A 26,254-nucleotide genomic window follows, 5' to 3' on the forward strand; every position below is an offset into this window, starting at 1 on the left:
CGGTTCACCCCGGTGAAGTGGAACAGTTTTTACTTGTTCTGCCGTTTTATCGCATATTTGCCTCCAGGCATGAAGCAAAAATTTTCAAATATGCTCATGAAATGGCACCGGCTGCATAACAGCCGGCAGATGCCATGGAAGGGCGAAAAGGATCCTTACAAGATATGGCTCAGTGAGATCATATTACAACAAACCCGGGTAGAACAAGGGCTGGCTTATTATAACCGTTTCATCCAGCACTATCCCACCATACAACAACTGGCTGCGGCGCCCGACCAGGAAGTGCTTAAACTTTGGGAAGGACTCGGTTATTACAGCCGTTGTCGCAATCTCCTGCTCACTGCCCGCCGGATCTTGAAAGAATACAAAGGCTTATTTCCGCGTGACTATGAAACCCTGCTGAGCTTGAAGGGCGTTGGTCCGTATACCGCTGCAGCCATTGCTTCTTTCGCTTATAATCAGCCTTATGCCGTGGTAGATGGCAATGTGTTCCGCGTGCTGTCGCGCTTTTTCGGACTCGACACCGCCATCGATAGCCTGCCGGGAAAAAAACTGTTCACCGGTTTGGCGGATGAAGTGCTCGATAGACAATATCCGGCGCTGTTCAACCAGGCCATCATGGATTTTGGCGCTACCGTATGCAAGCCTATGGCACCTGCATGCATCGATTGTCCTGCGCGGAAAGACTGTGCGGCTTTTCTTAGTGGTAACGTGAACCGCTTGCCAGTCAAGGAAAAGACATTACAACGCAAGCACAGATGGTTCTATTATTTCATATTCGAACACAGGGGCAACTGGTTGGTGAACCAACGAAATCAACGCGATATCTGGCAAGGTCTTTTTGAATTTTACCTGTTGGAAACAGAAGCTGCCTGCGAATGGAGCGATAAAAAAGTGATGGAATGGCTGCATGACCAGTATGGCATCGTAGATGCATCATTGGTAAATATTTCATCTGTTCAAACACAGCAGCTAACACACCAGCAGATCAGGGGGCAATTCATACAGCTGAAACTTTCCAATCGGCCCGATTTCCTGAAGTCATACCAGTGGCAGCCAAAAAACCGGTTGAAAGAACTTCCTTTTCCCCGTTTCATCACACAATACCTGGAAGAACATACCTCAATACGCTCTTAAATTTTTTCACGCCTGTTCTTTTCTTGCGCAAAAAATGTTATTTTTAAGAGTAATATAACCTGCGACGAACTAAAAATCCATCGTATGAGAGGTGTTAACAGAGTGATGTTGATTGGAAACCTGGGCAAAGATCCTGATGTACAATACCTGGAAGGTAATATCGCGGTAGCCAAATTTCCCTTAGCAACAACGGAAACTTATAAAGACCGGGCGGGCAAACTGATCTCGCAAACGGAGTGGCATACTGTGGTATTATGGCGCGGACTGGCTGAGTTGGCGCAGAAATACCTTCACAAAGGAAGCCTTATTTATGTAGAAGGGCGTTTGCGTACACGCAGTTGGGAAGACAAAGAGGGGAATAAAAAATTTGCCACGGAAGTGGTGGGTGATAACCTGATCATGTTAGACAAACGAGGCGATGCGCATGGAGGGCATGGAGATCCGATTGAAGGATATAATGCCGACGATATCCCGCCGCCTTCGGCAGACCCTGGCGAGACCCTGCCTTTTTGATATACAACATAAATGATATTTTTGCCCGTAACATGACCCCATTCTTAAATTAATTACACCTGCTTTGGATCATCACTCGGTTTTGAACTTTTCATTCCAGCCCTATTTGTTGTCTGCCATACAGGCGCAGGGAACAACGGTATTGGTAATGATATTATTCGTGTTGCTGTTCCTTTCTTTTGTGTTGTCGGGATCGGAAGTAGCTTTCTTTTCCCTTACTTACAAAGACATCAACCTGCTCAAATCCAAGCAGCAGCCGCCTTACCAGCGCATCGTTGATCTGTTGGAGCAACCCAAAACATTATTGGCGTCCATGCTCATTGCCAACAGTTTCATCAATATCGCCATTATCATTATTTCCAACCTGCTCATCGATGACATGTTCAACTTTGAGAAATTCGATGCAGTGTGGGTGGAATTCCTGATTAAAGTAGTGGCGGTTTCGTTCATTCTGCTTTTATTTGGAGAAGTGATGCCAAAGGTGCTGGCTACGCAAAACAATATCCGTTTTGCCAAAGACTCCGCTACTATCGTGCAGGGCGTATCGTATGCATTCGCGGGTCTGAGTAAAGGCCTGGTAAAATATTCAGATATCATTGAAAGGAAACTGGCAAAGCATTCCAACGGCGCTTACAGCCTGCAGGAACTGGATCATGCCATCGATCTCACGACAGACAATACCGCTTCGGAAAATGAAAAGAACATACTCAAGGGCATCGTGCAATTCGGCAACATAACGGTGAAGCAGGTGATGCGTACACGGATGGATGTGCATGGTGTTGATCACGATATATCATTTGGGGAATTGATTGCCACCGTGCGCGACCTGCACTACAGCCGGATACCTGTTTACAAAGAAGACCTCGACGATGTAGCGGGTATGATCCACACCAAAGACCTGATAGCCCACCTGGATGAACCGGATAATTACAATTGGCATACCCTGCTCAGACCACCGTATTTTGTGCATGAGCAAAAACTGATTGAAGACCTGTTGCAGGAATTCCAGGCAAAGCGCATCCATTTTGCAGTAGTAGTTGATGAGTTCGGCGGCACCAGCGGCATCATTACCCTGGAAGACATACTGGAAGAAGTGATTGGAGAGATCAAGGATGAGTTCGATGAAGAAGACAGCGGCTATAAAAAGATCGACGACAATAATTATATTTTCGAAGGACGTACCATGATCAACGATGTATGCAAGATCATGGAACTGCAGACCGATACTTTCGACCAGGTGAAAGGGGAGAGCGATTCGCTGGCGGGACTGGTACTGGAACTGGCCGGAGAAATTCCGCAGCCTAACCAGGTGGTGAGTAGCGGCGATTTTATTTTCACGGTACTGGAAGTAGCGAAGAACAGGTTGCAGAAAATTAAAGTATCCATTAACCCGCGCGAGGAAGTATATTGAGATGAAAGTAGTTCAATCTGTGTTGCTGTCTGTAGTAATGATCTGTTTTGTAATGGCTTGTAACAGCACATTCACCCCAAAACCCGCCGGCTATTTCCGGATCGATTTCCCCCAAAGAGCTTACCAATTGTTCGACCAGCCCGGTTACCCGTATTCATTTGAATATCCTGTGTATGCACAGGTAGTGAAGGATACCACTTTCTTTGGTAAGCCCAATGACGAGAACCCCTGGTGGATCAATGTGGATTTTCCGCAATTCCACGGCCGGATATACATCAGCTACAAAGAGATTGGAAAAAACAAATTCGATACCCTGATCAAGCATGCGTATGTGCTGACCGAAAAACATGCATCCAAAGCCTATTCTATAGACGATTCGGTGCTGGTTACTCCCAATGGGGTACATGGCGTGTTTTTTACGGTAGGCGGGAATGTGGCTACTGCCAACCAGTTTTTCCTTACCGACTCTACCCGGCATTTCCTGCGTGGAGCACTTTATTTCGATGCCGCGCCCAATGCCGACTCGCTGGGTATTGTGAACCGTTTCCTGGTAGACGATATGAAGCACCTCATCAATACCTTCCGGTGGAAGTCTGGCAGAGCTGCAGGCAATTAGTTATCTTTACAGTATGTTAGCAATCGATAATAAATTGATCAGCGATGAAGTGCTGGAGGAGCAGTTTGTGTGCGACCTCAACAAGTGCAAAGGTGGTTGTTGTGAAGATGGAGATGCCGGCGCTCCGATGGAAAAATGGGAATTAGAAAAGCTAAAGGAATATTATGAAGCGATCAAGCCCTATATGACAGAGGAAGGGATCAGGGAAGTAGAAAGACAGGGAAAATATCTTTTCGATAAAGAATTTGGTTGGGTTACGCCTACTGTCAACAGTGGCATCTGCGCTTATGGCTACCGCGATCAACAGGGTATCATCAAGTGCGCTATTGAACAGGCATATAATGATGGTAAACTGGATTGGAAAAAGCCGCTGAGCTGTCACCTCTTCCCCATCAAAATACAAAAGAGCAAACGCGATCCCGATGTGGAATATTTGAATTACCAACCGCGTGAAGATTTATGTCAGGCCGCTTGTGCACTGGGTAAGAAATTGAAAGTGCCTGTGTATGTTTTTTTGAAAGATTCGCTGATCAGAAAATACGGGGAAGAATTTTATGAAGCGCTTTGCGCTTTGGCCGAGCACCTGCATAAATAACCCAACGCTTACGTAATAAACTAGAACGGATGAAAGAAAACGCCGAATCATTCCTTGCCAAAAGCTCCGTTAAGGCGGCCGACCTGGATCACAGGCGCAAGATCAATTTCAACATCAGCCGGTATAATGCGGTGGTGCCACAGGGAAAGAAGCAATTCGACAATGTAATGCTGGCAAGGGAAAGGGCGAAGAATGCAAAGTGGGAAGCAATAGAACACCTCGATCAATACCTCGAAGAATTTGAAAAGAAAATAACGGCCCGGGGCGCTAAAATTATCTGGGCCGAAAATGCAGAGCAGGCATTGGATGCTGTTGGTACCATCTGCAAAGAAAAGAACTGCAAGACGTTGGTGAAGAGCAAGAGTATGGTAACGGAGGAAATACACCTGAACCGTTTCCTGGAATCGAAGGGCATTGAAAGCGTGGAAACCGACCTGGGCGAATACATTCAGCAGTTGGATGGAGAACCTCCTTATCATATTGTAACACCGGCCATGCACAAAAGCAAGGAAGACGTGGCCAGGGTATTTGCAGATAAGCTGGGAACGGCACCGGGATTGAGTCCGGAAGAACTAACGATCATCGCACGTAATAAACTCCGTGAAAAATATGTGCAGGCAGAGATAGGTGTAACCGGTGCAAATTTCATTGTTGCCGATGTTGGCGGAATAGCGGTAACAGAGAATGAAGGTAATGCAAGGCTCAGTTGTGCTTGGCCCAAAACACATATTGTGATTGTAGGCATTGAAAAAGTGATTCCTTCTTTAGAAGATATTGCCTTGTTCTGGCCCTTGCTGGCTACTTATGGAACAGGGCAACAGGTAACGGTTTACAACAGCCTTGTTATGGGCCCAAGGCAGGCTAATGAAACAGACGGACCCGAAGAAATGTTCGTAATACTGCTCGACAACGGCCGTACCAACCTGCTGGCCAATCCCAAAACAAGAGAAGCTTTGTATTGCATACGTTGCGGCGCCTGTTTGAATGCTTGTCCGGTTTATAAGAATATCGGCGGCCATGCGTATGAAACTACTTACAGCGGCCCCATAGGAAAAGTGATTACGCCTTATTTGAAGGGCATGGATGAATACAAGCACCTGAGCTATGCTTCTTCTCTTTGCGGCAATTGCACCGAAGTGTGCCCGGTGCGCATCAACCTGCATGAACTGTTATTGGAGACCCGGCACGAAGCAGTATTGCAGGGCACGAGTTCCATTGCTGAACGGCTGGCCTGGAAGGCATGGAAAGCCGCGAGCCTCAGCAGGAATATGATGAATATGGGCAATGGCAGGATCAAGAACTGGGTGGTGAACAAAGTATTCAAAGGATGGACAGCCCATCGCAGTGAACTTGATTTCAGCCAGAAAACATTCAATCAAATGTGGCAGGAAAAAAATGCCAAGGCTTAGTGCCTGAAATGCCGCATGCCTGTCATTACCATGGACAATTTGTGTTCCACGCAATAAGCAATACTGTCTTTGTCTCTCACAGAACCACCGGGTTGAATGAATGCTTCTATACCTGCAGCGTGCGCGATCTGTACGCAATCATTGAAAGGGAAAAATGCATCAGAAGCCAGTACTGCGCCTTTCAAATCGAAGTTGAATTGTTTCGCTTTTTCAAGCGCATGACGCAGGGCATCGATACGGCTGGTTTGTCCGCAACCTTTACCTACTAACTGTTTATCTTTCACCAATGCAATGGCATTGCTCTTCAGGTGCTTGCACACCAGGTTGGCAAAAGACAGGTTCTCTTTTTCTGAAGCCGTTGTTTCGCGGCCGCCCACTTCTTCCCATTTGCTGTAATTGCCTATATCGGCACCCTGCTCCAGTGTGCCGTTCAGCAATGATTTGGCAGGTGTTTTGAGTGCAGGACGCTGTGCATTCAGTACCAACAGGATCCTGTTCTTCTTACTTTTCAGTATCTCCAGTGCATCGGCATCGAATGCTGGTGCGATCAATACTTCAAAGAATATTTCATTGATGGCTTCAGCGGTTGCTTTGTCGATGGTGCCGTTGCAAACCAATACACCGCCGAAAGCGCTTTCAGGATCTCCTGCCAATGCAGCGTCCCAGCTGGCTTTCACTGTAGGCCTCGCTGCAATACCGCATACATTGGTATGCTTGATGATGGCAAAAGTGGTTTCAGAAAATTCCTGGATAAGTTGTACGGCTGCATCTACATCTACCAGGTTATTATAAGAAAGTTCTTTTCCGTTTAGTTGCGTAAACAATTGTTCCAGGTTACCACGGAAAACGGCCTGCTGGTGGGGGTTCTCGCCGTAACGCAGGGATTGTGTGTGACCCGGGTTGAAATAATTGCTGATGGCAATATCGTAGTGCATCACCACTTCAAATGCTTTGGCGGCAAAAGCCCTGCGCTGCTCGAGGGTGGTAGCTCCTTTTTGTTCAACAAGCAGTTTTTCCAATGCAGTATAGTCTTCTTTGGCTGCGATCACTACCAGGTCTCTGAAATTTTTGGCAGCCGCGCGGATCATGGAAGGTCCGCCTATATCGATCTTTTCAATGATGGCTTTTTCTTCCGAAGTATTCCGCAGGGTTTCTTCGAAAGGATAGAGGTCTACAATCACCAGGTCGATCTCAGGAATCTTGTACTCTTTCATTTCCTGCAGATCCTGTGCTTCACTTCTTCTGCCAAGGATACCGCCAAAAACCGCGGGGTGAAGGGTTTTCACCCTGCCACCCAGTATTGAGGGGTAAGTTGTGAGGCTCTCTACCGCCACGCAGGGAATACCCAGGTCTTCCAGGAATTTTTGGGTGCCACCGGTAGAATAAATGGTGATACCTAATTCATGAAGATTTTTAGCAATGGGTTCCAGTCCGTCTTTGTAAAAAACTGAGATCAGTGCAGATTGAATGTTCTTTTGCATGGTGGTAGGGTCTTAAAAGGAGGTGCAAAGGTAATGTCTGCTGTTCAGAGTACAAGGCTTAACAGGCGAAAGAGTGGTAATAAAACCACGCAAACCACTGCCCAGAGCAGGGCCTGTGGCTTTTTATGCATCAGCCACCAGGCCAGTGCGGCGATACATCCATATAAAACAATCGTTTGCCCGAGACCGGGGTTCAGGTTGTGTATGACAGCAAAAGGAATGTTGTCGGTACGGGTGATCAATGTGTTCAATTGGAAGATGAGCCAGCAAATAATTTTACCAGTGCAGGAAGCCGGCACGGGTAAAGGGGCAACTAACAATAATAACAGGCATCCGTAGAGGATCAATCCGGATAAAGGCACCGCAAAGAAATTGGAGAACAGGAAAAGAGAAGGAAACTGGTGAAAATGATAGAGCAGCAGCGGAAAAGTCAGTATCTGTGCTGCCAGTGTAATCGCATGCAGTTTCCACAACTGGTCGAGTAGTTTGTTTTCGAAATGAATGCTTTTATACAATGGCTGCAAGAATAACAAAATGCCCAGCACGGCGCCATAGGAAAGCTGAAAGCCGATATCCCACAAAAAGAATGGATTGTATATGAGCAGGCAGAATGCGGAAGCTGCGAGTGAATTCAGGGAATGCCCTTTTTTGCCCATCAGATCGCCTAGAAGAATGAAGGAAAAAGTAACGGCCGAACGAAGGATAGAAGCACCTGCACCGGCGAGCAGACTGAACCCCCACAGGGTACAGAAAACCAGCAGGGGCGCTATCCTGCCAATAGCCGGAACAGCACGTAAAGGTTTCAACAGGAATGCCAGCAGACCGTAGATCATACCCAGGTGCATGCCACTGATGGCAATGATATGTACCACACCGGTATTGCTGTAAGACTGCATCAGCTCTTTATCCAGGTCATTCCGGTAGCCGATCAGTAAGGCTTCCGCTACACCCGCTTCTGTGTGACCGTTGATATAAGTGCGAAATGTATGAATGACAAAATCCCTTACCCTGAACAGCATGCTGGTAATGGGTTCCGCTAATGTGTCGTTGAGTAATTCGTAATTATGCGAAGAGAGGAATGCCTGGTAATGAATGCCCAGGCTTGCACAATATTTGCGATAATCGAAACCTGTTCGTGCATCATTGGTAATTGGCTGCAAGGGTTTGTACAGCAACAGTTGTGATCCGTAAACGAGCCCATGGTGCAGGTCTTCCTTTTTAAAATACAGCAATACATCGCCCTGTACTTTTTTCCAACGGTTGACTTTTTCAGCGCCTGGTTGTTGTATATGTGTGATGGTGGCAAGCGCTTTTAACGATCGGCGTTTTTCAACGAGGGGCTCTTGTAATACGGCTATTAGCGTATCGCCCGGATGATAGTGGTTACCCAGCCAGTCTGGCCGGTTTTGCCATTCATGCAAGTATAAACTGGTCATACCCGCACTCAGTATCAGTAAGTGAACAGCGATACCTGCTGCTTTTCTGAAACGGAATTTTTTTATAATAGGCAAGAACTGGTAAAAGAGGAAAAGACATGCCCCTGTTGCAGCCAGCAAACCAGCTACCATCCATGTTGGATGAAAAATATCCTGTATGAGGATACCTGTGATGAAGGCTATCAACAGGCGGATAAAAGGGTACTGTTTCCACGCAGCTATTCCATATCGCTTCATAAAGCGAACATACTACGGGATACTTCGGACAGAACGGAGTATGGATGTGCTTATTTACTCAGGTTCATACTTCTTTCCTTGTACAAGGTGCGAAAGTATGGATCTCTGAGGTCTTTGATGAAACGGATGGCTTCTCCGGTACTTTTCATTTCAGGTCCCAGCTCTTTGTTTACACCGGGGAATTTTTCAAAACTGAACACAGGCTCTTTAATGGCATAACCATCAAGCCTCTTGTCCATCTGGAATTCGGTGAGTTTGGCTGCGCCCAGCATCACTTTGGTAGCGATGTTCAGGTAAGGGATCTGGTAAGCTTTGGCAATGAAAGGCGTGGTGCGGGAGGCCCTGGGGTTGGCTTCGATCACAAATACTTTGCCGTCTTTGATGGCAAATTGGATGTTGATGAGGCCTTTGATGCTGAGCGCCCGTGCAATTTTTTCACTGTAATATTCCATGGTAGCTACTACCATCGGAGTGAGGTTAAACGCAGGAAGAACGGCATTGCTGTCGCCGCTGTGGATACCTGCGGGCTCAATATGTTCCATCACCCCCATGATGTGGAAGTTTTCACCATCGAAAATGGCGTCTACTTCAGCTTCCTGGCAACGGTCGAGGAAATGGTCGATCAGGATCTTATTGCCTGGTAAATGTTTCACGAGGCTGATCACAGCCTGTTCCACTTCATCATCATTGATCACGATGCGCATTCTTTGTCCGCCCAGTACATAACTCGGACGAACCAGCACCGGGTATCCAACTTTATTGGCCACTTCAATGGCTTCTTCAGCAGTGTAGGCGGTACCATATTGAGGGTAAGGAATATCGAGTTCTTTCAACAGATCACTGAAACGTCCACGGTCTTCGGCAATATCCATACTGTCGAAAGAAGTGCCGATGATCCTGATGCCTTTCTCGTGCAGGCGTTTGGCCAGCTTGAGGGCAGTTTGACCACCCAGCTGTACGATCACGCCTTCGGGCTGCTCCAGCTCAATGATTTCCCACAAATGTTCCCAGAATACGGGCTCGAAGTACAGTTTGTCGGCCATATCGAAATCGGTAGATACCGTTTCGGGGTTACAATTGACCATAATGGCTTCGTAACCGCACTCTTTGATGGCCAGTAAACCATGCACACAACAGTAGTCGAACTCAATGCCCTGCCCGATCCTGTTGGGGCCGCTGCCTAAAACAATGATCTTTTTCCTGGAGGAAGGGATTGATTCGTTGGAATTAAGTCTAGGATTCATTTTTGCGAAAGATTGCGCAAAATTAGGGAAATGAGGGGAGATTACCATCTCTTACAGCGCTCTCGCCATTCCTGCTTGAGTTTTTCCCTTTCTTCGGGACTCATATTGTGCCATTTCTCGCGCAGTTCGGATTTCCAGCCGCCATTGCCGCCGCATCCCGGACCGCCCCAGCGGCCCTTGATGCCCCCGAAGAGGATTTTTGATAATACCAGGAGCCCGATCGCCTGCCAGAAATCGATGACCGGAACGGCTACGATGCCCACCAGTACATGATTCCACAATTCCATGACCACATATCCCAGGAGGCTGGCTATAAAGAGAGCAATTACGATACATCCCAGGATTTTCTTTATCCAGAATTTTTTGTTCATTTCAATTCGTTTACTAATGATATAATAATTCGTTTTTAAGTGTAAGCAGTCTTTCCCTCAGATGCAGGACCGCATAGCGCTTCCGGCTGATGAGGGTGTTGATAGTTTCCCCTGTCTGCTCTGCGATCTCTTTGAATGGTACTCCTTCGATTTCGTTCAGTATGAATACATCGCGTTGGGAAGCGGGTAGTTCATTCAGTGCTGCGTAGAGCGTTTCCCAAAAAAGCGAGCGGAGATAATCCGTTTCGGGAGAATTGCGTTCGTCGAAAAAAAGGTTGGTCCAGTCGAACTCCGTTTCGTCTGAGCCACCTGTATACAAGTCTTCGAGTAACTCGGGCTTTTTCTTCCGGTTGCGGTCGGTGATCTTGTTCCGGGTAACAGTAAAGAGCCAGGCCGTAAGTTGTTCGATGGGTTTGGTATTACCCAATAACTGGTAAAAAACATCCTGCAGGATATCTTCCGCATCGGCTTCATTGCCCACACGTTTGCGTATGAAAGCCATCAATCGCTTACTATACGTGTTGATGACCTCGGTAATATTGTTCTTGCGGGGTCCGCTCATGTCTGCTACTATCGTCAGCGCCTTATCCATTTAGAGAGGTAGACGGGGAGGAGGTGCTGATATTTTAAAAGTAGGAAGAAATGTTGATCGTAGACCTGCAATGAAACTATTTAGAAAAGTGTTTGTGGTGGAAGAAAACTAGGCTTCAGGAGGTTAAGGCCACAAGCGGCATTCAGACGGTCTACCAGGTAAACGGTGAGTTCGGGAGAAAAAGCTTCATCATGCATGTGCATGAAAAAATACAATTCTTCCAGGCCCTGGTCGATCCAATATTGTATGCGGGCAATCCATTCGTCGATACGTGTATAGTCGGTCGGGTGCAGGCTGTTGCCTACATAACGAATAAAAGCTTTTGGGATGGTCAGTTGCATGTGCGCGCAATCTCTTCGTCCGCTCGTGTCTGTGATCACAGCGCCCAGTTTCCGTTCCGTTAGAAAACCGAATAGTTCTTTTCGGATGGCAGCATCACCGAACCAGGAGGGATGGCGCACTTCCAGGAAAAACTGCAGGTCTGCAGGAAGGGATTGGAGAAAATCGAATAATTCTTTTTTCCTGCCTGGAGAGAAAGCGTCGCTGACCTGCACAAAAATGGGACCCAGGTGTTCTCCGAAAGCCATGAGCCCTTTCAGGAATTCGGTGGTGATGAGTTCTTTTCCCTGCAGGTTGCCATAGTGAGTAACGCCCTGGTACATTTTCGGACAAAACAGAAAATCTCTTCCTGCTGCTTTGGCAGCCCATTTGCCAATGGTTGCTTCGTCGTATACTTTATAATGTGTGGCGTTGAGTTCAATACAGTTGTAATGATTTACATAGTGCTCAAGAAAATCCTTCTCTTTTGTTTTTTGGGGATAGATCTTGCCAATCCATTCTTTTCTTCCCCATTTGGCGCAGCCTAAGTACAATTTAGGACTAGCAGCTCTTTGTCCGCCCAGTACATGCAGGTTCTCTTCTGGTTCTGGCGGCAATGCAAAATGAATCGACTCGAGTTCTGCTACCGGCACGCGTCCAAATTCCATAATGCTGTTTTAAGTGATGATTCAAAGATCATCCTTTCTTGATAAAGTTGTTAGTTGTTTGAAATGACTTCAATATATCTGTCATCTAACTTCGCATAACTCTTCCCACCTCGTAGTATACCTCGGACTGCGTAGCTCCTGCCGCATTTTCCAGTTACGGGTAGTACCGGAAGAAGCGAATTTGAGGATGTCGTCGCGCATGGCAAAGTTTACGTTATCCATGGTACTCATGAGCAGGCGGCGGTTGTTGAGGGGCTCCGGCTTGAACAGGTTGCCCTGCACCGATTCGTCGGGCACGATGCCACTGAGCATCACACCTGCTTTTTTATAGGTTCTCCCTTCTTCATAAAGTTGTTCTGCCAGTTCTACTGCCGGTTTGATGAGTTCCTGTGTGAGGGAAGTGGCGAGCGGAAGGGTAACATGACTGCTGATGGTAGGTCCGTGTCTGAAATAAGTATTGTGCGATTGTTCTTTGGGAACAATGAATACGCTTACCACTTTTGCGGCGCCGTGTTGTCGCCTCAGTTTTTCTGCCGCGCGTGAGGTATAGGCGGCGATGGCTTCTTTGATGTCTTTCACATCATGCACCGGAGAGCCGAACATGCGTGTAGTGGCGATCATTTTTTTAACAAGCCGGTCTCCTTCCATTTCAATACAGGATTCTCCCCGCAATTCTTTCAGTAACCGGGTGCCTGTTACGCCGCCCATATATTTACGTCCCCAGGAAGGATCTTTGATGCTCAGCTCGTATGCATTGTTAATGCCTTGCTGCCGTAGTTTATGGGCATAGCGGAATCCTACGCCCCAGATGTCTTCGATATCCGTTTTCACCAGGGCTTGTTGTATGGTGCGGGGACTATCCAGCACCAGCACGCAATCGGTGATGTCTTTGTGTTTTTTGGCCAGCCGGTTGGCTATTTTGCTCAGCACTTTAGTAGGTGCTACACCAATGGATACGGCGATGCCCGTCCATTGTTCTACCACAGTCCGTATCCGGATGGCCATTTCCCGTATCTGATCTTTAGGGATATGGTCCAGGTCGAGAAAGGCTTCGTCCACCGAATATACTTCCACGCGGCCGGGAGGTAAGAGCAGACGGAGTGTTTCCATGACCCGCCAGCTCAGATCACCATACAGGTGATAGTTCGATGAAAAAGCAGTGACATTATGCTGCCGGATCAGCGGCTTTGCCTGGAAATAAGGACCGGCCATGGCAATGCCCAATGCTTTGGCCTCATCGCTGCGCGAGACGATGCATCCGTCGTTATTGCTCAATACCACTACGGGTTTGCCTCGCAGTTCGGGTTTAAACAGCCGCTCGCAGGAGCAATAGAAATTGTTGCAGTCAACGATCGCTTTCATAACTGGTGTATGCTGTAGACCACTACGCCCCATACGGCATAGTTAGAAAATTCGTCGATCAGTATATCGCCGTAGCGTTTGTTCTCAGCCACCAGTGCAATACCCTTGATATGGGTGTGCACGCGCCTGACCAACAATTCGCCGTTCACGATGGCTACGATCACTTTGCCGGTGGTGGCTTTGAGGCTGCGGTCCACGATGAGGGTATCGCCGCTGTAGATGCCGGCGCCGATCATGGCATCGCTGTTCATGCGAAAGAAAAAAGTAGCGGGTTTGTTGTGAATGAGTTGTTCGTTGAGGTCGATGCCTCTTTCCATATAATCATCGGCTGCTGCGCCAAAGCCGGTGGCGTTGGCAGTGGGGATCTCCCACTGGCTGAATTGTTTGGAGCCTTTATAGGCGGCTCCGTACCACTGTTCCCCTTGCATAGAAATTAATTTTGTTTAACTAAATTATTTAGTAAATTTATGCTAAAATAATTGACAAACTAAAAAATAATACCGGAAAATATGGAATGGAATTATCAACTCGTCACCCGCCTGGGAGCGGGTTCACTGACCCTGGCTCATTTTTGGGCCCGGGAAGACATGGAAGAAACGTTGATCCGCTGGATGCACCGCATCATCAGTGCGCAGAAAAGTTTCAGGGTTACCCTGCAGTCTCCCGCAGAAGAATCGGTTGTACGGATCTCTGACCGGCAGCCTTTGCAGCAACTGGCCAGGGAATTGAAAATAGTAGATGACTATGTGCGGAGCTATGGTTGTCCGGATATGAAACTGATCACCAACCCCAGTTTACCCGCCGGCACTTGCGATGCCTTGCCTGCTTCGTTCGAAATAACGGAACTGGTATTGGTGCGGAGAAAACATGCATTCGATACGAGTCGCCAGGTGAATGTATTCGGCCTGCGACCGGCCTGACCCAAAAACACGAATATGCAAAATAGCATCCACCCCCTGGCAGATTGCCCGGTAAGTGATTACCTGCTGGTGCTGGAGCCACATGAGGCATTGCGGGCAACCATCATGGCGCTGAAACAATCTTTTGCCGAACGGTATGAATGTCCATCCGCCATGCACAGTAAACCGCATATCACATTGTTGCGTTTCATGCAATTCAATATGCTGGAATCGCGTATCGTACAAAGACTGGATACCCTCATCACGGCGAATCCGTCTTTTGTAGTAGAGCTGGAAAATTTTGGCAGTTTTCCCACGCACACCATTTATATAGAAGTGAAGACTAAAACACAGATTACGGAACTGGTGCGGTCGTTGCGCCCGGTGCAGCGCTTGTTGAAATTCGATGCGGAACATAAACCACATTTCATTACCGAGCCACACCTGACAGTTGCGCGCAAGCTGCTTCCCTGGCAATACGAGAAAGGATGGCTGGCGTTCAGTAACAGCCATTTCAACGGGCGGTTCATGGCCCAACACGTATTGTTGTTAAGAAAAGAGACAGGTACTAAAAAATATGAACTCGTAAAACGATTCGAGTTGCTGAACACAAAAAGAGTAGAACCAAAACAGGCAAACCTGTTTTTTTAAAGGAGGGGATTTTGTATATGGAAGAAGAACAAGAACAACCAATATCGCCTGACCAATATTTAAAAGGCAGGGGCGCGCAGTTCAACCCGCGTAACCGTTTCCTAAAAAATGAAAGGGTGAGGGAACATATAGAAGCCATTGATGACTGGACGGAGCACAATATCGCAACAGTATACCTGGAAGACCAGGCCAAGGGCATTGTGAATAAAGTGGAGAGTCCCGATGTAGGAATGTTCTACAGCATGAATCCTTACCAGGGCTGTGAGCATGGTTGTATTTACTGTTATGCGCGCAATGCACACGAATATTGGGGATACAGTGCGGGACTGGATTTTGAACGGAAGATCATCGTTAAAAAAAATGCGCCGCAATTGCTGCGTAAATTCCTCATGAACAAGAACTGGCAATGTGTGCCCATCAGTTTGAGTGGTAATACCGATTGTTACCAACCGGCAGAAAAAAAATATAAGATCACCCGGCAATTGCTGGAAGTATGCAACGAGTTCAACCAGCCGGTAGGCATGATCACCAAGAATGCCGGCATATTGCGTGATAAGGACCTGTTGCAGGAGATGGCACGCAAAAGACTGGTGAGTGTATTGGTGAGCATCACCTCCTTCAATGAAGATTTACGCCGTGCCATGGAACCGCGTACAACAACTGCGAAGCAAAGGCTTCGGGTAATAAAAGAATTGAGTGATACCGGGGTACGGGCAGGGGTAATGCTGGGGCCTATGATACCTGGTTTGAATGAGCATGAAATGCAACGCATCATGGAGGCTGCCAGTCAGAACGGAGCAAAATTCAGTGCTTATACTTTCATACGACTTAACGGCGCTATCAAACTCATTTTTCATGACTGGTTGTATAAAAACTTTCCCGACCGTGCCGATAAAGTATGGCACCTGATAGAGAACGGCCACGGTGGGCAAGTGAACGACAGCCGTTATGGCGTGCGCATGCGCGGGGAGGGGCCCATATCTGATCTTGTACGACAGCAGTTCATTAAATACAACAAATTGTATAAACTCAATGCAGAGCGTTGGGAACTGGATTGTTCGCAGTTCAGAAGACCCGGTGAGCAAGGGAAATTATTTGCTGATTTCTGATTTGATCGTTTCTGATTTATCTTACTTTCATTGATGAGAATAATGAAATTAATCAGAAATGATCAAATCAGAAATCAGTAATTCTTATTAGCGCTTCCTCTTCCATATTGAAACGCACCCTTTCCCTTCGAACCACCATTGCTATTGTAATAGGCGGAGTGATTGGGTCGGGTATATTCATGAAACCGGCGTTGATGGCTGCCCAGTTGCAATCGCCATTGTTATTGTTGAGTGTGTGGATGGTAGCGGGTATTGTTACTTTGTTCGGGGCTTTGTCCAATGCAGAAGTAGCAGCGATGTTCCCGGAAACAGGTGGCCAGTTCGTATTCTTTCAAAAAATGTATGGTCCCCGCTTTGCATTCCTGTATGGGTGGGCAGCTTTCGCTGTATTCAATACGGCCGGCAATGCTTCTATTGCTTATGTGTTTTCGCAATATGCCAATTATTTTATTCACTTACCCAGGTTGTCGCTTGCAACGGAGCAGGCTTATCACTTGCATATTCCCGGAGTAGGAACCTTTTTTCCTTTGGAGCAGATAGGAGTAAAACTGCTTACCGTGTTCATCATTGTTGTATTAACCCTGATCAATTATTTCAGTGTAGGATATGGCAGTATGGTGCAGCGGTTTTTAACTGCTTTGAAAGCAGTAGCCATCGTGTTACTTATCGGCGGTATCCTGTTTTCGGGTAAAGGATCCTGGGAGCACCTGGTAACTACTACGCCGCAAAACCTGCAGGGATGGAATTTTATTGGTATGTATATGGCTGCGGTTGCAGGGGCTTTCTGGGCTTATGACGGATGGAACAATATCACGTTCGTGGCAGGTGAGATCAAAGAACCACAACGGAACATTCCCCGCAGTCTTTTCGCCGGATTGCTTTTCTGCATTGTTGTATATGTATTGCTGAACCTGGCTTTTGTATATGTATTGCCCATTCAACAATTGGCAAAATCCTCTTTTGTGGCCTCGGATGCAGCATCTGCTGTGTGGGGTATGAAAGGCGGTTCCCTGATCGCTCTGTTGGTGATGTTATTTGTACTGGGTACTACCAATGCCAATGTACTGGCTACCGCCCGGGTTACTTTTGCTACAGGCGCATCGGCTGAAAGAACCCGATGGGCAGGGAAAGTACAGCCACGCTATCAAACGCCGGGCAATGCCTTGCTCTTGAACGCCGCATGGACCATCCTGCTCATTTTCAGTGGCTCGTTCGACATGCTTACCGATATGCTCATTTTTGTGAGTTGGTTCTTTTATGGTATAAGCGCCCTGGGTGTTTTCATCCTTCGTTACAAGATGAAAAATGTTCCGCGTGCCTATAAAGTATGGGGCTACCCGGTTGTTCCCTTTGTTTTTGTCGCATTCACCTGCCTGTTCCTCATCAGCACTTTGTATACCGATATTACCAATTATCGAAATGGACACACCCCGGTGATCAATTCTTTGCTGGGTATATTGATCACGCTCGCGGGCATACCACTTTATTATTGCAGCAGGAAACAAGTTTCGCCTGTTGCTGATACTTGATAAGAAAGGGTTTGAACCATCAAATCAGGCATTTCCGCTATTTTCGCCCAAAGTATACAGATTATGGAGGCAGTTATTACGGCCATTGAGGAGCTTTTCGAAATCTTGCAACGCAGGAAAGCAGATCGCATTGAAAAATTGCCGCAAAGCGGGAGCGACAGGATTTATTTTAGGATATATGCAGGCCTGGATAGTTTTATTGCTACCTATAACCTCAATAAAAAGGAAACGCAGACATTCATTTATTTCAGCAAGCATTTCAAAGATGCAGGCCTCCCAGTTCCCCGTATCCTGGTCGTTAATGAAGACGACACCCTTTATATCCAGGAAGACCTTGGCCGTGATTCATTGTTGAATAAACTGGAACAGAACGGTCATGGTGATTATGCATTCGGATTATTCCAGAAAAGTTTGTCGGCCCTCGCTAAAATGCAAATACTGGGCGACAAGGGACTGGATTACGACTGGAGCCTTACGGCCAAGGAATTTGGCAAACAAGCTATCTTAAGTGACCTGTTGTATTTCAAATATTATTTTCTCGACACCCTGCAATTGCCTTACGATAAACAGGCCATGTTGGATGACTTCGAAGCATTGAGTACTTATCTTACGCATACAGAGTACAAGTATTTTATGTTCCGCGATTTCCAGAGCCGCAACATCATTGTAAAGAACGATGAAGTGAATTTCATCGATTACCAGGGCGGAATGAAAGGAGCGCTGCAATACGATGTAGCTTCTTTGTTATGGCAGGCCAAAGCAGAGCTGAGCGAAAGATGGAAAGACGATTTACTGGACTACTATATGGACCAGATTGATCAATTGCTGGAGCAGCCGGTAGACCGTGTTACTTTCGTGAGCCAGTACAACGGATATGTATTGATCCGCTTATTGCAGGTGATGGGTGCTTATGGATTCAGGGGGCTGTTCGAACGAAAGGCACATTTCCTGGCCAGTATTCCACTGGCACTTCGCAACCTGAAATTTTTCATAGAGAACAAACGCATTGGCATCGTAATGCCTGAGTTTACACGGGTATTGAAACTGGTGGTAACCGATGAAATGACAGCGCGTTTTGAACCGCCACAGGCCAACGAGCAAACGCCGTTGATTATTCATATTAACAGTTTCAGTTACCGTACAGGTATACCTAGCGATGAATCAGAAAACGGAGGCGGTTTTGTATTCGATATGCGGGGAATCCTGAATCCCGGCCGCTTCGATGAATATAAAAAGCTAAGCGGGAAAGACAAATCTGTACAGGATTTCCTGGAGCAACGCACCAAGATGAATGAGTTCCTGAACAGCGTGTGGGACCTGGTGGATATCACAGTAGAAGCCTATTTAAAGCGGGATTTCAGCAACCTGATGATCAATTTTGGTTGCACAGGCGGGCAACACCGCAGTGTGTATGCTGCCGAACAAACAGCCCGGCACCTGAAGAACAAATACAAAGTAAAAGTCGTGCTCACACATACCAATCAATTGAACTGGGTACAATAAATTACGCGCGTACTATGAAAGCCATGCTATTCGCCGCAGGTCTTGGTACCCGGCTCAAACCCTGGACCGATCATCATCCCAAAGCATTGGCGTTGGTAAATGGCAAGAGCCTGCTGCAACGCAATATTGAATACCTGCAACAATTCGGGATCCATGATGTGATTGTTAATGTGCATCATTTTGCAGATCAGATTATTGATGCCATCACTCAAAACAAAGGATGGGGTAGTAGCGTCACTATTTCCGATGAAACAGATGCTGTGTTGGAAACGGGTGGTGGATTGAAGAAAGCCGCCTGGTATTTTGAAGCGGAAAAAGATTTTGTAGTCATGAATGTAGACATTCTCACCGATATGCGATTGGATGATATGATACGCCGGCACGAAGCGGAACAACCTCTTGCTACACTGGCAGTATCTGACAGGACAACTTCACGCTATTTTTTATTTGATGCTGCAGGCAGGCTCAGAGGATGGCGCAATGTGAACAGTGGTGAAGAGAAACCGGCTGGATTGCAGTCTGTAAAAGACTATGCACTGTTGCAGCAGAAAGCATTCAGTGGTATTCACATTATCAATACCGGCCTTTTCCCGGTAATGAAACAGGAAGGAAAATTCTCCATGGTAGACGTATACCTTTCATTGATGGATCATTACCCCATTCAATGTTTCGACCACAGCGGTGCGCATTTTATTGACGTAGGGAAACCTGAAAGTATTGCGAAAGCTGAAACATGGTGCAAATAAACCTGCACAAACAATTGTTTATACTTTGATGTAAATCTTCCGCTTATCCAGCATATAAACGATCAGCCAATAAAACGCGATCGTTACCAACGCATATACCAGCGAACCTACCCGCAGGTCTGAAGCAATGTCTTTGCAGATATGGTTGTAAAACCAGGGGAAGGGAGAAGTATATACTTTTTTACCGGCTTCATCCAGGTGATCTACCCAACGGAACATAGCCAATACCCTTGGCAGGAATCCACTCAATACAAATATGAACAAGGGATTTTTACCAAACACATCAAAGAACCGGCTCCAGGCGCCTTTGACAGCTTTGAATTCAACGAGGTAAATGAGTATGCCGATGGTTAACATGGCCAGTCCGGTTGTATAGAGTACATAACTGCTGGTCCATATTTTTTTGTTGATGGGGAATACCATATCCCAACAGAAGCCGGCAAAGATCAACACCACCCCGGCAACAAAAAGATTGCTGAGCATTTCATAGCTCTTACCTTTTTGCTGGATGTATTGTCCTACCATAAATCCCAGGATCACCTGCACAACAGGCGCCATGAGGCTGCCCAATCCTTCCGGATCAAAAGCAAGCCCTTCTCCTCTGTACATGTGTGCTTCGCCCAGGATGTTTTTATCGAACTGTGTACCAAAATAGCCCTGTAGGCTGTAAGGGTCGCCGGGAGCGCCCAACCAGTTGCAGATGAACCAATACAATAAGAGCAATATGCCACCTATTACAAATGCGCCTTTTGTTTTTCCGTAGAATACAATAATGGAAGCAAAGAAATAACAAAGCGCTATCCTTTGCAATACACCCAGTATGCGTACGGCATCCCAACTCTTAAAAACGATATGATCTCCATCCCACTTCACAAAGGGACTCCAGTTCAGGAACAGACCGATCAGGAATATGAGCAGGGTCCTTTTGATCACTTTCTTCCAGAAAACACCCGCACCAGCCTGTTCAAAACGGGGCATCACGAATGCCATGGCATTACCTACTGCAAAGAGGAAAAACGGAAATACCAGGTCGGTAGGCGTACAACCATGCCAGGTGGCGTGCTCAAGCGGGCTATAAATATGTGCCCAGCTACCGGGGTTGTTGACCAGTATCATGAGTGCCACGGTGGCTCCCCGGAATACATCGAGCGAGTAATAACGTTGATTCATGGCAGGCGGGTTGATTACCGGATGAAGATAGTAAAGGAAAATGAAAATATAGCGCCCTGATGCGGCGCCAAGCAGGGTATTTGCTTATTTTGCGCCCGTTAAGAAAGCAGTACAGATGAGCAAAAATATTATGATCACCGGTGGAGCCGGTTTCATCGGTTCACATGTGGTCAGGCTATTCGTGAACCAATACCCCCAATACCAGGTCATTAACCTAGATACCCTTACTTATGCGGGTAATTTAGAGAACCTGAAAGACATTGAAAATAAAGCGAATTACCGGTTTGTTAAAGCCAATATACTCGACAGTGAAGCGCTTGAAAAAATTTTCGATGAATATAGTATAACCGACGTGATCCATCTGGCAGCAGAATCGCATGTGGACCGCTCCATTGTTTCCCCGCTGGATTTTGTCTATACCAATATCATCGGCACAGTGAACCTGCTTAATACAGCCCGCAAAAAATGGGCGGCGGATTATTCCAAACACCGCTTCTATCATATTTCTACTGATGAAGTATACGGCAGCTTGGGTGAAACCGGTTTCTTCACAGAAGAAACAGCGTATGATCCCCGCTCGCCCTATTCGGCCAGCAAAGCTTCTTCCGATCATTTTGTGCGGGCTTATCATGAGACTTATCACCTGCAAACCGTCGTTTCCAATTGCTCCAATAATTATGGGCCTTATCATTTCCCTGAGAAGCTGATACCCTTGTTCATCAACAATATCATCAACGGAAAACCTTTGCCTGTTTATGGTGATGGTCAGTATACGCGCGACTGGCTTTATGTGAAAGACCATGCAACAGCCATCGATGCAGTGTTTCATAAAGGTATAACCGGTGAGACCTATAATATCGGCGGATTCAATGAATGGAAGAACATCGACCTGGTGAAACTCTTGTGTAAACTGATGGATGAAAGACTGGGCCGCAGTGCCGGCACTAGTGAGCAACTCATCACATATGTCAAAGACCGTCCCGGTCACGACCGGCGTTATGCCATCGATGCCGGCAAGATTAACAAAGCGCTAGGCTGGAAGCCATCGGTAACATTTGAACAGGGGCTGGCCGAAACGATCGACTGGTACCTGGCCAATACAGAATGGCTGAACCATATTACCAGCGGCAATTATCAACATTATTACGAATCAATGTATAGCAACCGCTGATATGAGAGTGGAACCTACAAAACTGGAAGGCTGCTTCATCATACATGATACTGTGTTTGGTGATCAGCGGGGTTATTTCTTTGAAAGCTTCAACAAAAAAACATTCCTGCAACAAACGGGGATCGATGTGAATTTTGTGCAGGATAACCAGTCACGCTCACAGAAAGGAGTGCTGCGCGGATTGCATTTCCAGTATGGCGAATTTGCCCAGAGTAAACTGGTGCGGGTGCTGGAAGGAAGGGTGCTGGATATAGCGGTAGACCTGCGTAAAAAATCGTCTACCTACGGTGAGCACATCGCTGTTGAACTGTCTGGCGAGAGCCGTACCCAGTTCTATGTGCCCCGTGGTTTTGCACACGGCTTTGTAGTGTTGAGTGAAAACGCCACCTTCTTTTATAAATGCGATAATTATTATAACAAGGCTGCCGAGGGGGGAATTATTTACAATGACCCCGAACTGGGTATCGACTGGGGGCTGCCGCAGGAGCAGTTGTTGCTTTCTGAAAAAGATACGGTACTACCCACTTTGAAAAGCATTGCAAACGAACTTAACTTTTAAACCATGAAGGGTATTATTCTCGCAGGAGGATCCGGTACACGTTTGTACCCTATCACCAAAGGCATCAGCAAACAACTGATGCCGATCTATGACAAGCCGATGATCTATTATCCTTTATCGGTCTTGATGCTGGCGGGTATCCGGGATATCCTCATCATCACTACACCGGAAGACAGTACCCAGTTCCAGCGGCTGCTGGAAGACGGCTCGGAGTTGGGTTGCAGGTTTTCTTACGCTACCCAGGCGGTGCCCAACGGACTGGCGCAGGCTTTTGTGATCGGGGAGCAGTTCATCGGGAATGATAAAGTAGCGCTGATACTGGGTGATAATATTTTTTATGGTGCCGGGTTCAGTCAGCTCGTGCAGTCTTTCAACGATGTAGACGGCGCTGCTGTTTTTGCTTATGAAGTGAACGATCCCGAACGATATGGCGTGGTGGAATTCGACGAAAAACAAAATGCTATTTCGATAGAAGAAAAACCCAAGGCACCTAAATCGAATTACGCGGTGCCAGGCCTGTATTTTTACGATAATGAAGTGGTATCCATTGCCAAAAGCATTGAACCTTCGGCGAGGGGTGAATACGAGATCACTACGGTGAACAATGAATACCTGCAACAGGGAAAGCTGAAAGTGGGTATTATGAGCCGGGGAACGGCCTGGCTCGATACGGGCACTTTTGAATCTTTAAGCGATGCCTGTGAATTTGTACGGGTGATAGAAAAAAGGCAGAGCCAGAAAATAGGCTGTATAGAAGAAGTGGCTTACCGTATGGGATATATCAACCGGGAACAACTGACGAAACTGGCTGATAAATATGCCAAAAGCGGTTATGGAGAGTATTTGCGCAGGCTGAGGGGAAGTTGATAGGTGTTAGTTGTTGGAATGTTAATGTTAGGTATCTGTCAACTAACAACTACCAGCTAATAACTATTTCGTAAATTTAGGGCAGGAATCAAACGCATCTGTTATGTCAACCGTAGAATTTAACGAGATGTTGTTGAGTAATGCTGAGTTCCTGAAGCCTTTCACCGCTACCTTGACTCATGACCAGGATGACGCCCGTGATCTTTACCAGGAAACTTTATGCAAAGCGTTAACCAACCAGGATAAATACCATGAGGGTACCAATATCAAAGCGTGGTTGTACACCATTATGCGCAACATCTTCATCAATCATTATCGGCGCAGGGCTAAACAGCGTACGATATTCGATCATACTCCCAATGAATTTTTACTCAACCAGGGCGCGCATGCTGTTTACAATGAAGCCCTTTCTACTATCAGCCTGAAAGAAATGCAGGCGGCGATATACAAACTCCCTGCATTGTTCCGCAATCCTTTTCTTTTATATTTTGAAGGATATCGCTACAATGAAATCGCAAAAGCACTCCATGAGCCGCTGGGTACCATTAAAAGCCGCATTCACTTTGCGCGTAAGTTGCTGAAGAAACAGATCAAGAGGAGTTGATGGATGTCAGGTTTTTCTTCTCGGAACTAACAATTCACAACTGATAACTCTCCTTGGGTTTCTGTAATTTTAATGAATGGAACAAGTAATATTGGTCGATGAAAAGGATATTGAGTTGGGTGTGATGGAAAAAATAGAAGCACATAAAAAGGCGTTGTTACACAGGGCATTCAGTGTTTTCATTTTTAACAGTCGTGGCGAATTGTTGTTGCAGCAGCGATCTATCAACAAATACCACAGTGGCGGACTCTGGACGAATACTTGTTGCAGCCACCCGCGTCCGGGTGAAGATACTTTGCAGGCAGCCACGCGGCGATTGAAAGAAGAAATGGGCTTTGATGTTCCACTGGAAAAAGCATTTACTTTTATTTATAAAACAGAATTCGTGAACGGACTCAGCGAACATGAATTTGATCATGTATTCGTGGGTTATTACGATGGCCCGATAAGCCCGAACCCCCAGGAGGTAGAAAGCTATATTTCCCAATCTTTTCCGCAGGTAGCGCAGTTACTGAAAGAAGATCCGGCCCGATTTACCACGTGGTTCCATATCGCATTTCCACAGATACGCAATTGGTGGGATCACAGGAATGAAATCTGAGGTTTTAAGGGCTTTCCCCTATTTTTGCGCCGTTTCCGGGTATCATTTCTCATAGGCCTCGTAGTACAATGGATAGTATAAGAGTTTCCGAAGCTCCAGATCCAGGTTCGATTCCTGGCGTGGCCACAGATATACTTCAATATATATTGATAATCAACGCGTTAATTCATTCGGATATGGCATTAGTTCCACTGGATGGCAAAATACAGGCAGGGCGTTGTTCCTATATTGGTGAGGTTGTGTAATACCATTGAGTTCAGTAATACTACATCACCAGGGTTGGCTTTCTGGTGTTCGTTTCCAATCTGCATTTCTGCGTTTCCTTCCAGCATAAGAATGATCTCTTCATTGGCATGTGTATGTGGCTCATGACTTTTAAACCCTTTGTTCAGTTGGGTAACATGAATATCAAAGCGATTGAGCATCGTTGTTGACCTATCGAATAATTGACGTACCCCACCCTTATCATGGGGTTTGAAGACCATATCGTTCCAGTTCATCACAAATGAGGTTCCGGCTTTTCTGCCTCTTTCTGCATCAGGAGCAGCGATCGAATGGTATGTCATTTCATAGAGTTCTGCATTGGTATTATTACTGTTGAGGATTGTTAGTGCATCACCCGGTAATAATACAATCACCGAACCCTTGTCGATGGTATATTCTATCCCTGACAGCTGCACGGAAACGGGTCCCTTTTTGATGATGAAGAACCGTTCAGGGCCATTATTGTCTGACGGATAATTCAATTTCTTCCCTTTGTAAAGAATGATACCCTTCATACTATGGAGAGATAACTTACCGCCATTACCATTGAAGATGAGCTTCTCCATTCCTGAAGCCTTTTTTATCACGGCATTGCATTTATCCCAGGTATAAACTTTCGATTCGAGTATAGGTAGTTGCGCCATACAAGCGGCACTTATCAGTAATGACAGAATAAAGCCAGCAATCTTCATACAGAAAGTGTGTAATAATCTTTTTTGAAAAAATCAAGGTAATTTACCAATAATTCATGTTGGCGCAATTTCCATATCTAGCTTTGGCCAGATTTTTAATGCTGCGATACTGCTTTCAAACCTACAATTGACCCGATCAGCGTAATGAGAAAAAATATGCGCCAGAAGTTGGCAGGTTCTTTAAAGAAAAGAACACCTACCAATACGGTTCCTACTGCACCGATGCCTGTCCATACTGCATAAGCAGTGCCAAGTGGCAAACTCTGCGTGGCTTTCATGAGCAGGTACATGCTGATGGTGAGGCAGACCAGGAAACCTGCATACCAAAGGGTAGCGGTGGTGCCACTGCTGCTCCTGGCTTTACCCAGGCAGGACGCGAAACCCACTTCGAATAATCCGGCAATGATTAAAATGATCCAGTTCATATTGAGACGATTCGCGCAAAGGTAGCCAATAAAAAGCCCGCCGTGGCTTTAGCGAAGGCGGGCTTTTTATTGGG

At 46.4% G+C, this 26,254-nt stretch carries 28 protein-coding genes and 1 tRNA gene; 18 read left to right on the forward strand and 11 right to left on the reverse strand.

The genetic code is table 11. The annotated features are described in order from the left end of the window. Positions 1-90: 90 nt before the first annotated feature. The 6 genes from mutY (at position 91) to SEDOR53_RS0106020 (ending at position 5,681) form a co-directional block, all read left to right on the forward strand. Positions 91-1,137: an A/G-specific adenine glycosylase gene (gene mutY / locus SEDOR53_RS0105995; RefSeq protein WP_232214726.1), complete on the forward strand. Its 1,047-nt coding sequence runs from the start codon at positions 91-93 to the stop codon at positions 1,135-1,137. Positions 1,138-1,221: 84 nt separating this feature from the next. Then, positions 1,222-1,650: a single-stranded DNA-binding protein gene (locus SEDOR53_RS0106000; protein WP_026768909.1), complete on the forward strand. Its 429-nt coding sequence runs from the start codon at positions 1,222-1,224 to the stop codon at positions 1,648-1,650. A gap of 82 nt (positions 1,651-1,732) precedes the next feature. Continuing rightward, positions 1,733-3,061 (forward strand): gliding motility-associated protein GldE, encoded by a 1,329-nt coding sequence (gene gldE / locus SEDOR53_RS0106005; RefSeq protein ID WP_026768910.1) that lies wholly within the window; start codon positions 1,733-1,735, stop codon positions 3,059-3,061. A gap of 1 nt (position 3,062) precedes the next feature. Then, a complete protein-coding gene (locus tag SEDOR53_RS0106010; RefSeq protein ID WP_037360671.1) occupies positions 3,063-3,677 on the forward strand; it encodes a hypothetical protein in 615 nt (204 codons plus the stop codon). A 13-nt stretch (positions 3,678-3,690) separates the two neighbouring features. Beyond that, on the forward strand, positions 3,691-4,272 hold the full coding sequence (locus tag SEDOR53_RS0106015; RefSeq protein ID WP_026768912.1) for a DUF3109 family protein: 582 nt from the start codon (positions 3,691-3,693) through the stop codon (positions 4,270-4,272). A 29-nt stretch (positions 4,273-4,301) separates the two neighbouring features. After that, positions 4,302-5,681, forward strand: coding sequence for a LutB/LldF family L-lactate oxidation iron-sulfur protein (locus SEDOR53_RS0106020; RefSeq protein WP_026768913.1), 1,380 nt, complete (start codon positions 4,302-4,304; stop codon positions 5,679-5,681). On the opposite strand, the gene purH is transcribed toward SEDOR53_RS0106020, so the two are convergent. The 8 genes from purH to SEDOR53_RS0106060 all read right to left on the reverse strand — a co-directional run bounded on the left by purH (position 5,678) and on the right by SEDOR53_RS0106060 (position 13,818). Then, positions 5,678-7,162, reverse strand: a complete 1,485-nt coding sequence (gene purH, locus SEDOR53_RS0106025; RefSeq protein WP_026768914.1) for a bifunctional phosphoribosylaminoimidazolecarboxamide formyltransferase/IMP cyclohydrolase — start codon at positions 7,160-7,162, stop codon at positions 5,678-5,680. The genes SEDOR53_RS0106020 and purH overlap by 4 nt on opposite strands. Positions 7,163-7,206: 44 nt before the next feature. Beyond that, on the reverse strand, positions 7,207-8,835 hold the full coding sequence (locus tag SEDOR53_RS17250) for a ComEC/Rec2 family competence protein (protein ID WP_051416518.1): 1,629 nt from the start codon (positions 8,833-8,835) through the stop codon (positions 7,207-7,209). A gap of 50 nt (positions 8,836-8,885) precedes the next feature. Further along, a complete protein-coding gene (locus SEDOR53_RS17255; protein ID WP_232214727.1) occupies positions 8,886-10,079 on the reverse strand; it encodes an ATP-grasp domain-containing protein in 1,194 nt (397 codons plus the stop codon). A gap of 41 nt (positions 10,080-10,120) precedes the next feature. After that, a complete protein-coding gene (locus SEDOR53_RS0106040) occupies positions 10,121-10,450 on the reverse strand; it encodes a hypothetical protein (RefSeq protein ID WP_026768915.1) in 330 nt (109 codons plus the stop codon). A 13-nt stretch (positions 10,451-10,463) separates the two neighbouring features. Continuing rightward, on the reverse strand, positions 10,464-11,042 hold the full coding sequence (locus SEDOR53_RS0106045) for an RNA polymerase sigma factor (RefSeq protein ID WP_026768916.1): 579 nt from the start codon (positions 11,040-11,042) through the stop codon (positions 10,464-10,466). Between the two features lie 80 nt (positions 11,043-11,122). Further along, positions 11,123-12,028, reverse strand: a complete 906-nt coding sequence (locus tag SEDOR53_RS0106050; RefSeq protein WP_026768917.1) for a DUF72 domain-containing protein — start codon at positions 12,026-12,028, stop codon at positions 11,123-11,125. Between the two features lie 81 nt (positions 12,029-12,109). After that, complete coding sequence (locus tag SEDOR53_RS0106055; RefSeq protein ID WP_026768918.1) at positions 12,110-13,390, reverse strand: Y-family DNA polymerase; 1,281 nt, start codon at positions 13,388-13,390, stop codon at positions 12,110-12,112. Further along, positions 13,387-13,818, reverse strand: coding sequence for a LexA family transcriptional regulator (locus SEDOR53_RS0106060; protein WP_026768919.1), 432 nt, complete (start codon positions 13,816-13,818; stop codon positions 13,387-13,389). Before SEDOR53_RS0106060 ends, SEDOR53_RS0106055 begins: the two co-directional genes overlap by 4 nt. 81 nt (positions 13,819-13,899) lie before the next feature. On the opposite strand from SEDOR53_RS0106060, the gene SEDOR53_RS0106065 reads away from it, so the two are divergent. The 6 genes from SEDOR53_RS0106065 (at position 13,900) to SEDOR53_RS0106090 (ending at position 19,827) form a co-directional block, all read left to right on the forward strand. Next, on the forward strand, positions 13,900-14,310 hold the full coding sequence (locus SEDOR53_RS0106065) for a hypothetical protein (RefSeq protein WP_026768920.1): 411 nt from the start codon (positions 13,900-13,902) through the stop codon (positions 14,308-14,310). 15 nt (positions 14,311-14,325) lie between these two features. Then, complete coding sequence (locus tag SEDOR53_RS0106070) at positions 14,326-14,940, forward strand: 2'-5' RNA ligase family protein (protein WP_037360673.1); 615 nt, start codon at positions 14,326-14,328, stop codon at positions 14,938-14,940. Positions 14,941-14,957: 17 nt separating this feature from the next. Next, positions 14,958-16,049, forward strand: coding sequence for a PA0069 family radical SAM protein (locus SEDOR53_RS0106075; protein ID WP_037360675.1), 1,092 nt, complete (start codon positions 14,958-14,960; stop codon positions 16,047-16,049). Between the two features lie 107 nt (positions 16,050-16,156). After that, positions 16,157-17,578, forward strand: a complete 1,422-nt coding sequence (locus SEDOR53_RS0106080) for an APC family permease (RefSeq protein WP_198018817.1) — start codon at positions 16,157-16,159, stop codon at positions 17,576-17,578. A 63-nt stretch (positions 17,579-17,641) separates the two neighbouring features. Beyond that, the gene (locus SEDOR53_RS0106085) at positions 17,642-19,081 is read left to right on the forward strand and encodes an RNase adapter RapZ (RefSeq protein WP_026768924.1); all 1,440 of its coding nucleotides are present in this window, start codon (positions 17,642-17,644) and stop codon (positions 19,079-19,081) included. Between the two features lie 14 nt (positions 19,082-19,095). Beyond that, positions 19,096-19,827: a sugar phosphate nucleotidyltransferase gene (locus SEDOR53_RS0106090; protein ID WP_026768925.1), complete on the forward strand. Its 732-nt coding sequence runs from the start codon at positions 19,096-19,098 to the stop codon at positions 19,825-19,827. A gap of 18 nt (positions 19,828-19,845) precedes the next feature. Here SEDOR53_RS0106090 and SEDOR53_RS0106095 read toward each other — a convergent pair whose 3' ends face one another. Continuing rightward, positions 19,846-20,997, reverse strand: a complete 1,152-nt coding sequence (locus SEDOR53_RS0106095) for an acyltransferase family protein (protein WP_026768926.1) — start codon at positions 20,995-20,997, stop codon at positions 19,846-19,848. A 115-nt stretch (positions 20,998-21,112) separates the two neighbouring features. On the opposite strand from SEDOR53_RS0106095, the gene rfbB reads away from it, so the two are divergent. The 6 genes from rfbB to SEDOR53_RS0106125 all read left to right on the forward strand — a co-directional run bounded on the left by rfbB (position 21,113) and on the right by SEDOR53_RS0106125 (position 24,925). Continuing rightward, positions 21,113-22,168, forward strand: coding sequence for a dTDP-glucose 4,6-dehydratase (gene rfbB, locus SEDOR53_RS0106100; protein WP_026768927.1), 1,056 nt, complete (start codon positions 21,113-21,115; stop codon positions 22,166-22,168). Between the two features lies 1 nt (position 22,169). Next, positions 22,170-22,727 (forward strand): dTDP-4-dehydrorhamnose 3,5-epimerase, encoded by a 558-nt coding sequence (rfbC, locus tag SEDOR53_RS0106105; protein ID WP_026768928.1) that lies wholly within the window; start codon positions 22,170-22,172, stop codon positions 22,725-22,727. A gap of 3 nt (positions 22,728-22,730) precedes the next feature. Continuing rightward, a complete protein-coding gene (gene rfbA / locus SEDOR53_RS0106110; protein WP_026768929.1) occupies positions 22,731-23,594 on the forward strand; it encodes a glucose-1-phosphate thymidylyltransferase RfbA in 864 nt (287 codons plus the stop codon). A gap of 103 nt (positions 23,595-23,697) precedes the next feature. Then, positions 23,698-24,198: an RNA polymerase sigma factor gene (locus SEDOR53_RS0106115; protein WP_026768930.1), complete on the forward strand. Its 501-nt coding sequence runs from the start codon at positions 23,698-23,700 to the stop codon at positions 24,196-24,198. A 76-nt stretch (positions 24,199-24,274) separates the two neighbouring features. Continuing rightward, positions 24,275-24,799 (forward strand): isopentenyl-diphosphate Delta-isomerase, encoded by a 525-nt coding sequence (idi, locus tag SEDOR53_RS0106120; RefSeq protein WP_026768931.1) that lies wholly within the window; start codon positions 24,275-24,277, stop codon positions 24,797-24,799. A gap of 54 nt (positions 24,800-24,853) precedes the next feature. After that, positions 24,854-24,925: transfer RNA gene (locus SEDOR53_RS0106125), tRNA-Arg, on the forward strand. Between the two features lie 56 nt (positions 24,926-24,981). Here SEDOR53_RS0106125 and SEDOR53_RS0106130 read toward each other — a convergent pair. Continuing rightward, on the reverse strand, positions 24,982-25,707 hold the full coding sequence (locus SEDOR53_RS0106130) for a cupin domain-containing protein (RefSeq protein WP_198018819.1): 726 nt from the start codon (positions 25,705-25,707) through the stop codon (positions 24,982-24,984). A gap of 143 nt (positions 25,708-25,850) precedes the next feature. After that, on the reverse strand, positions 25,851-26,180 hold the full coding sequence (locus SEDOR53_RS0106135) for a multidrug efflux SMR transporter (RefSeq protein ID WP_026768933.1): 330 nt from the start codon (positions 26,178-26,180) through the stop codon (positions 25,851-25,853). Positions 26,181-26,254 lie beyond the last annotated feature (74 nt).

The sequence above is a fragment of the Asinibacterium sp. OR53 genome, from assembly GCF_000515315.1.
Lineage (GTDB): Bacteria > Bacteroidota > Bacteroidia > Chitinophagales > Chitinophagaceae > Sediminibacterium.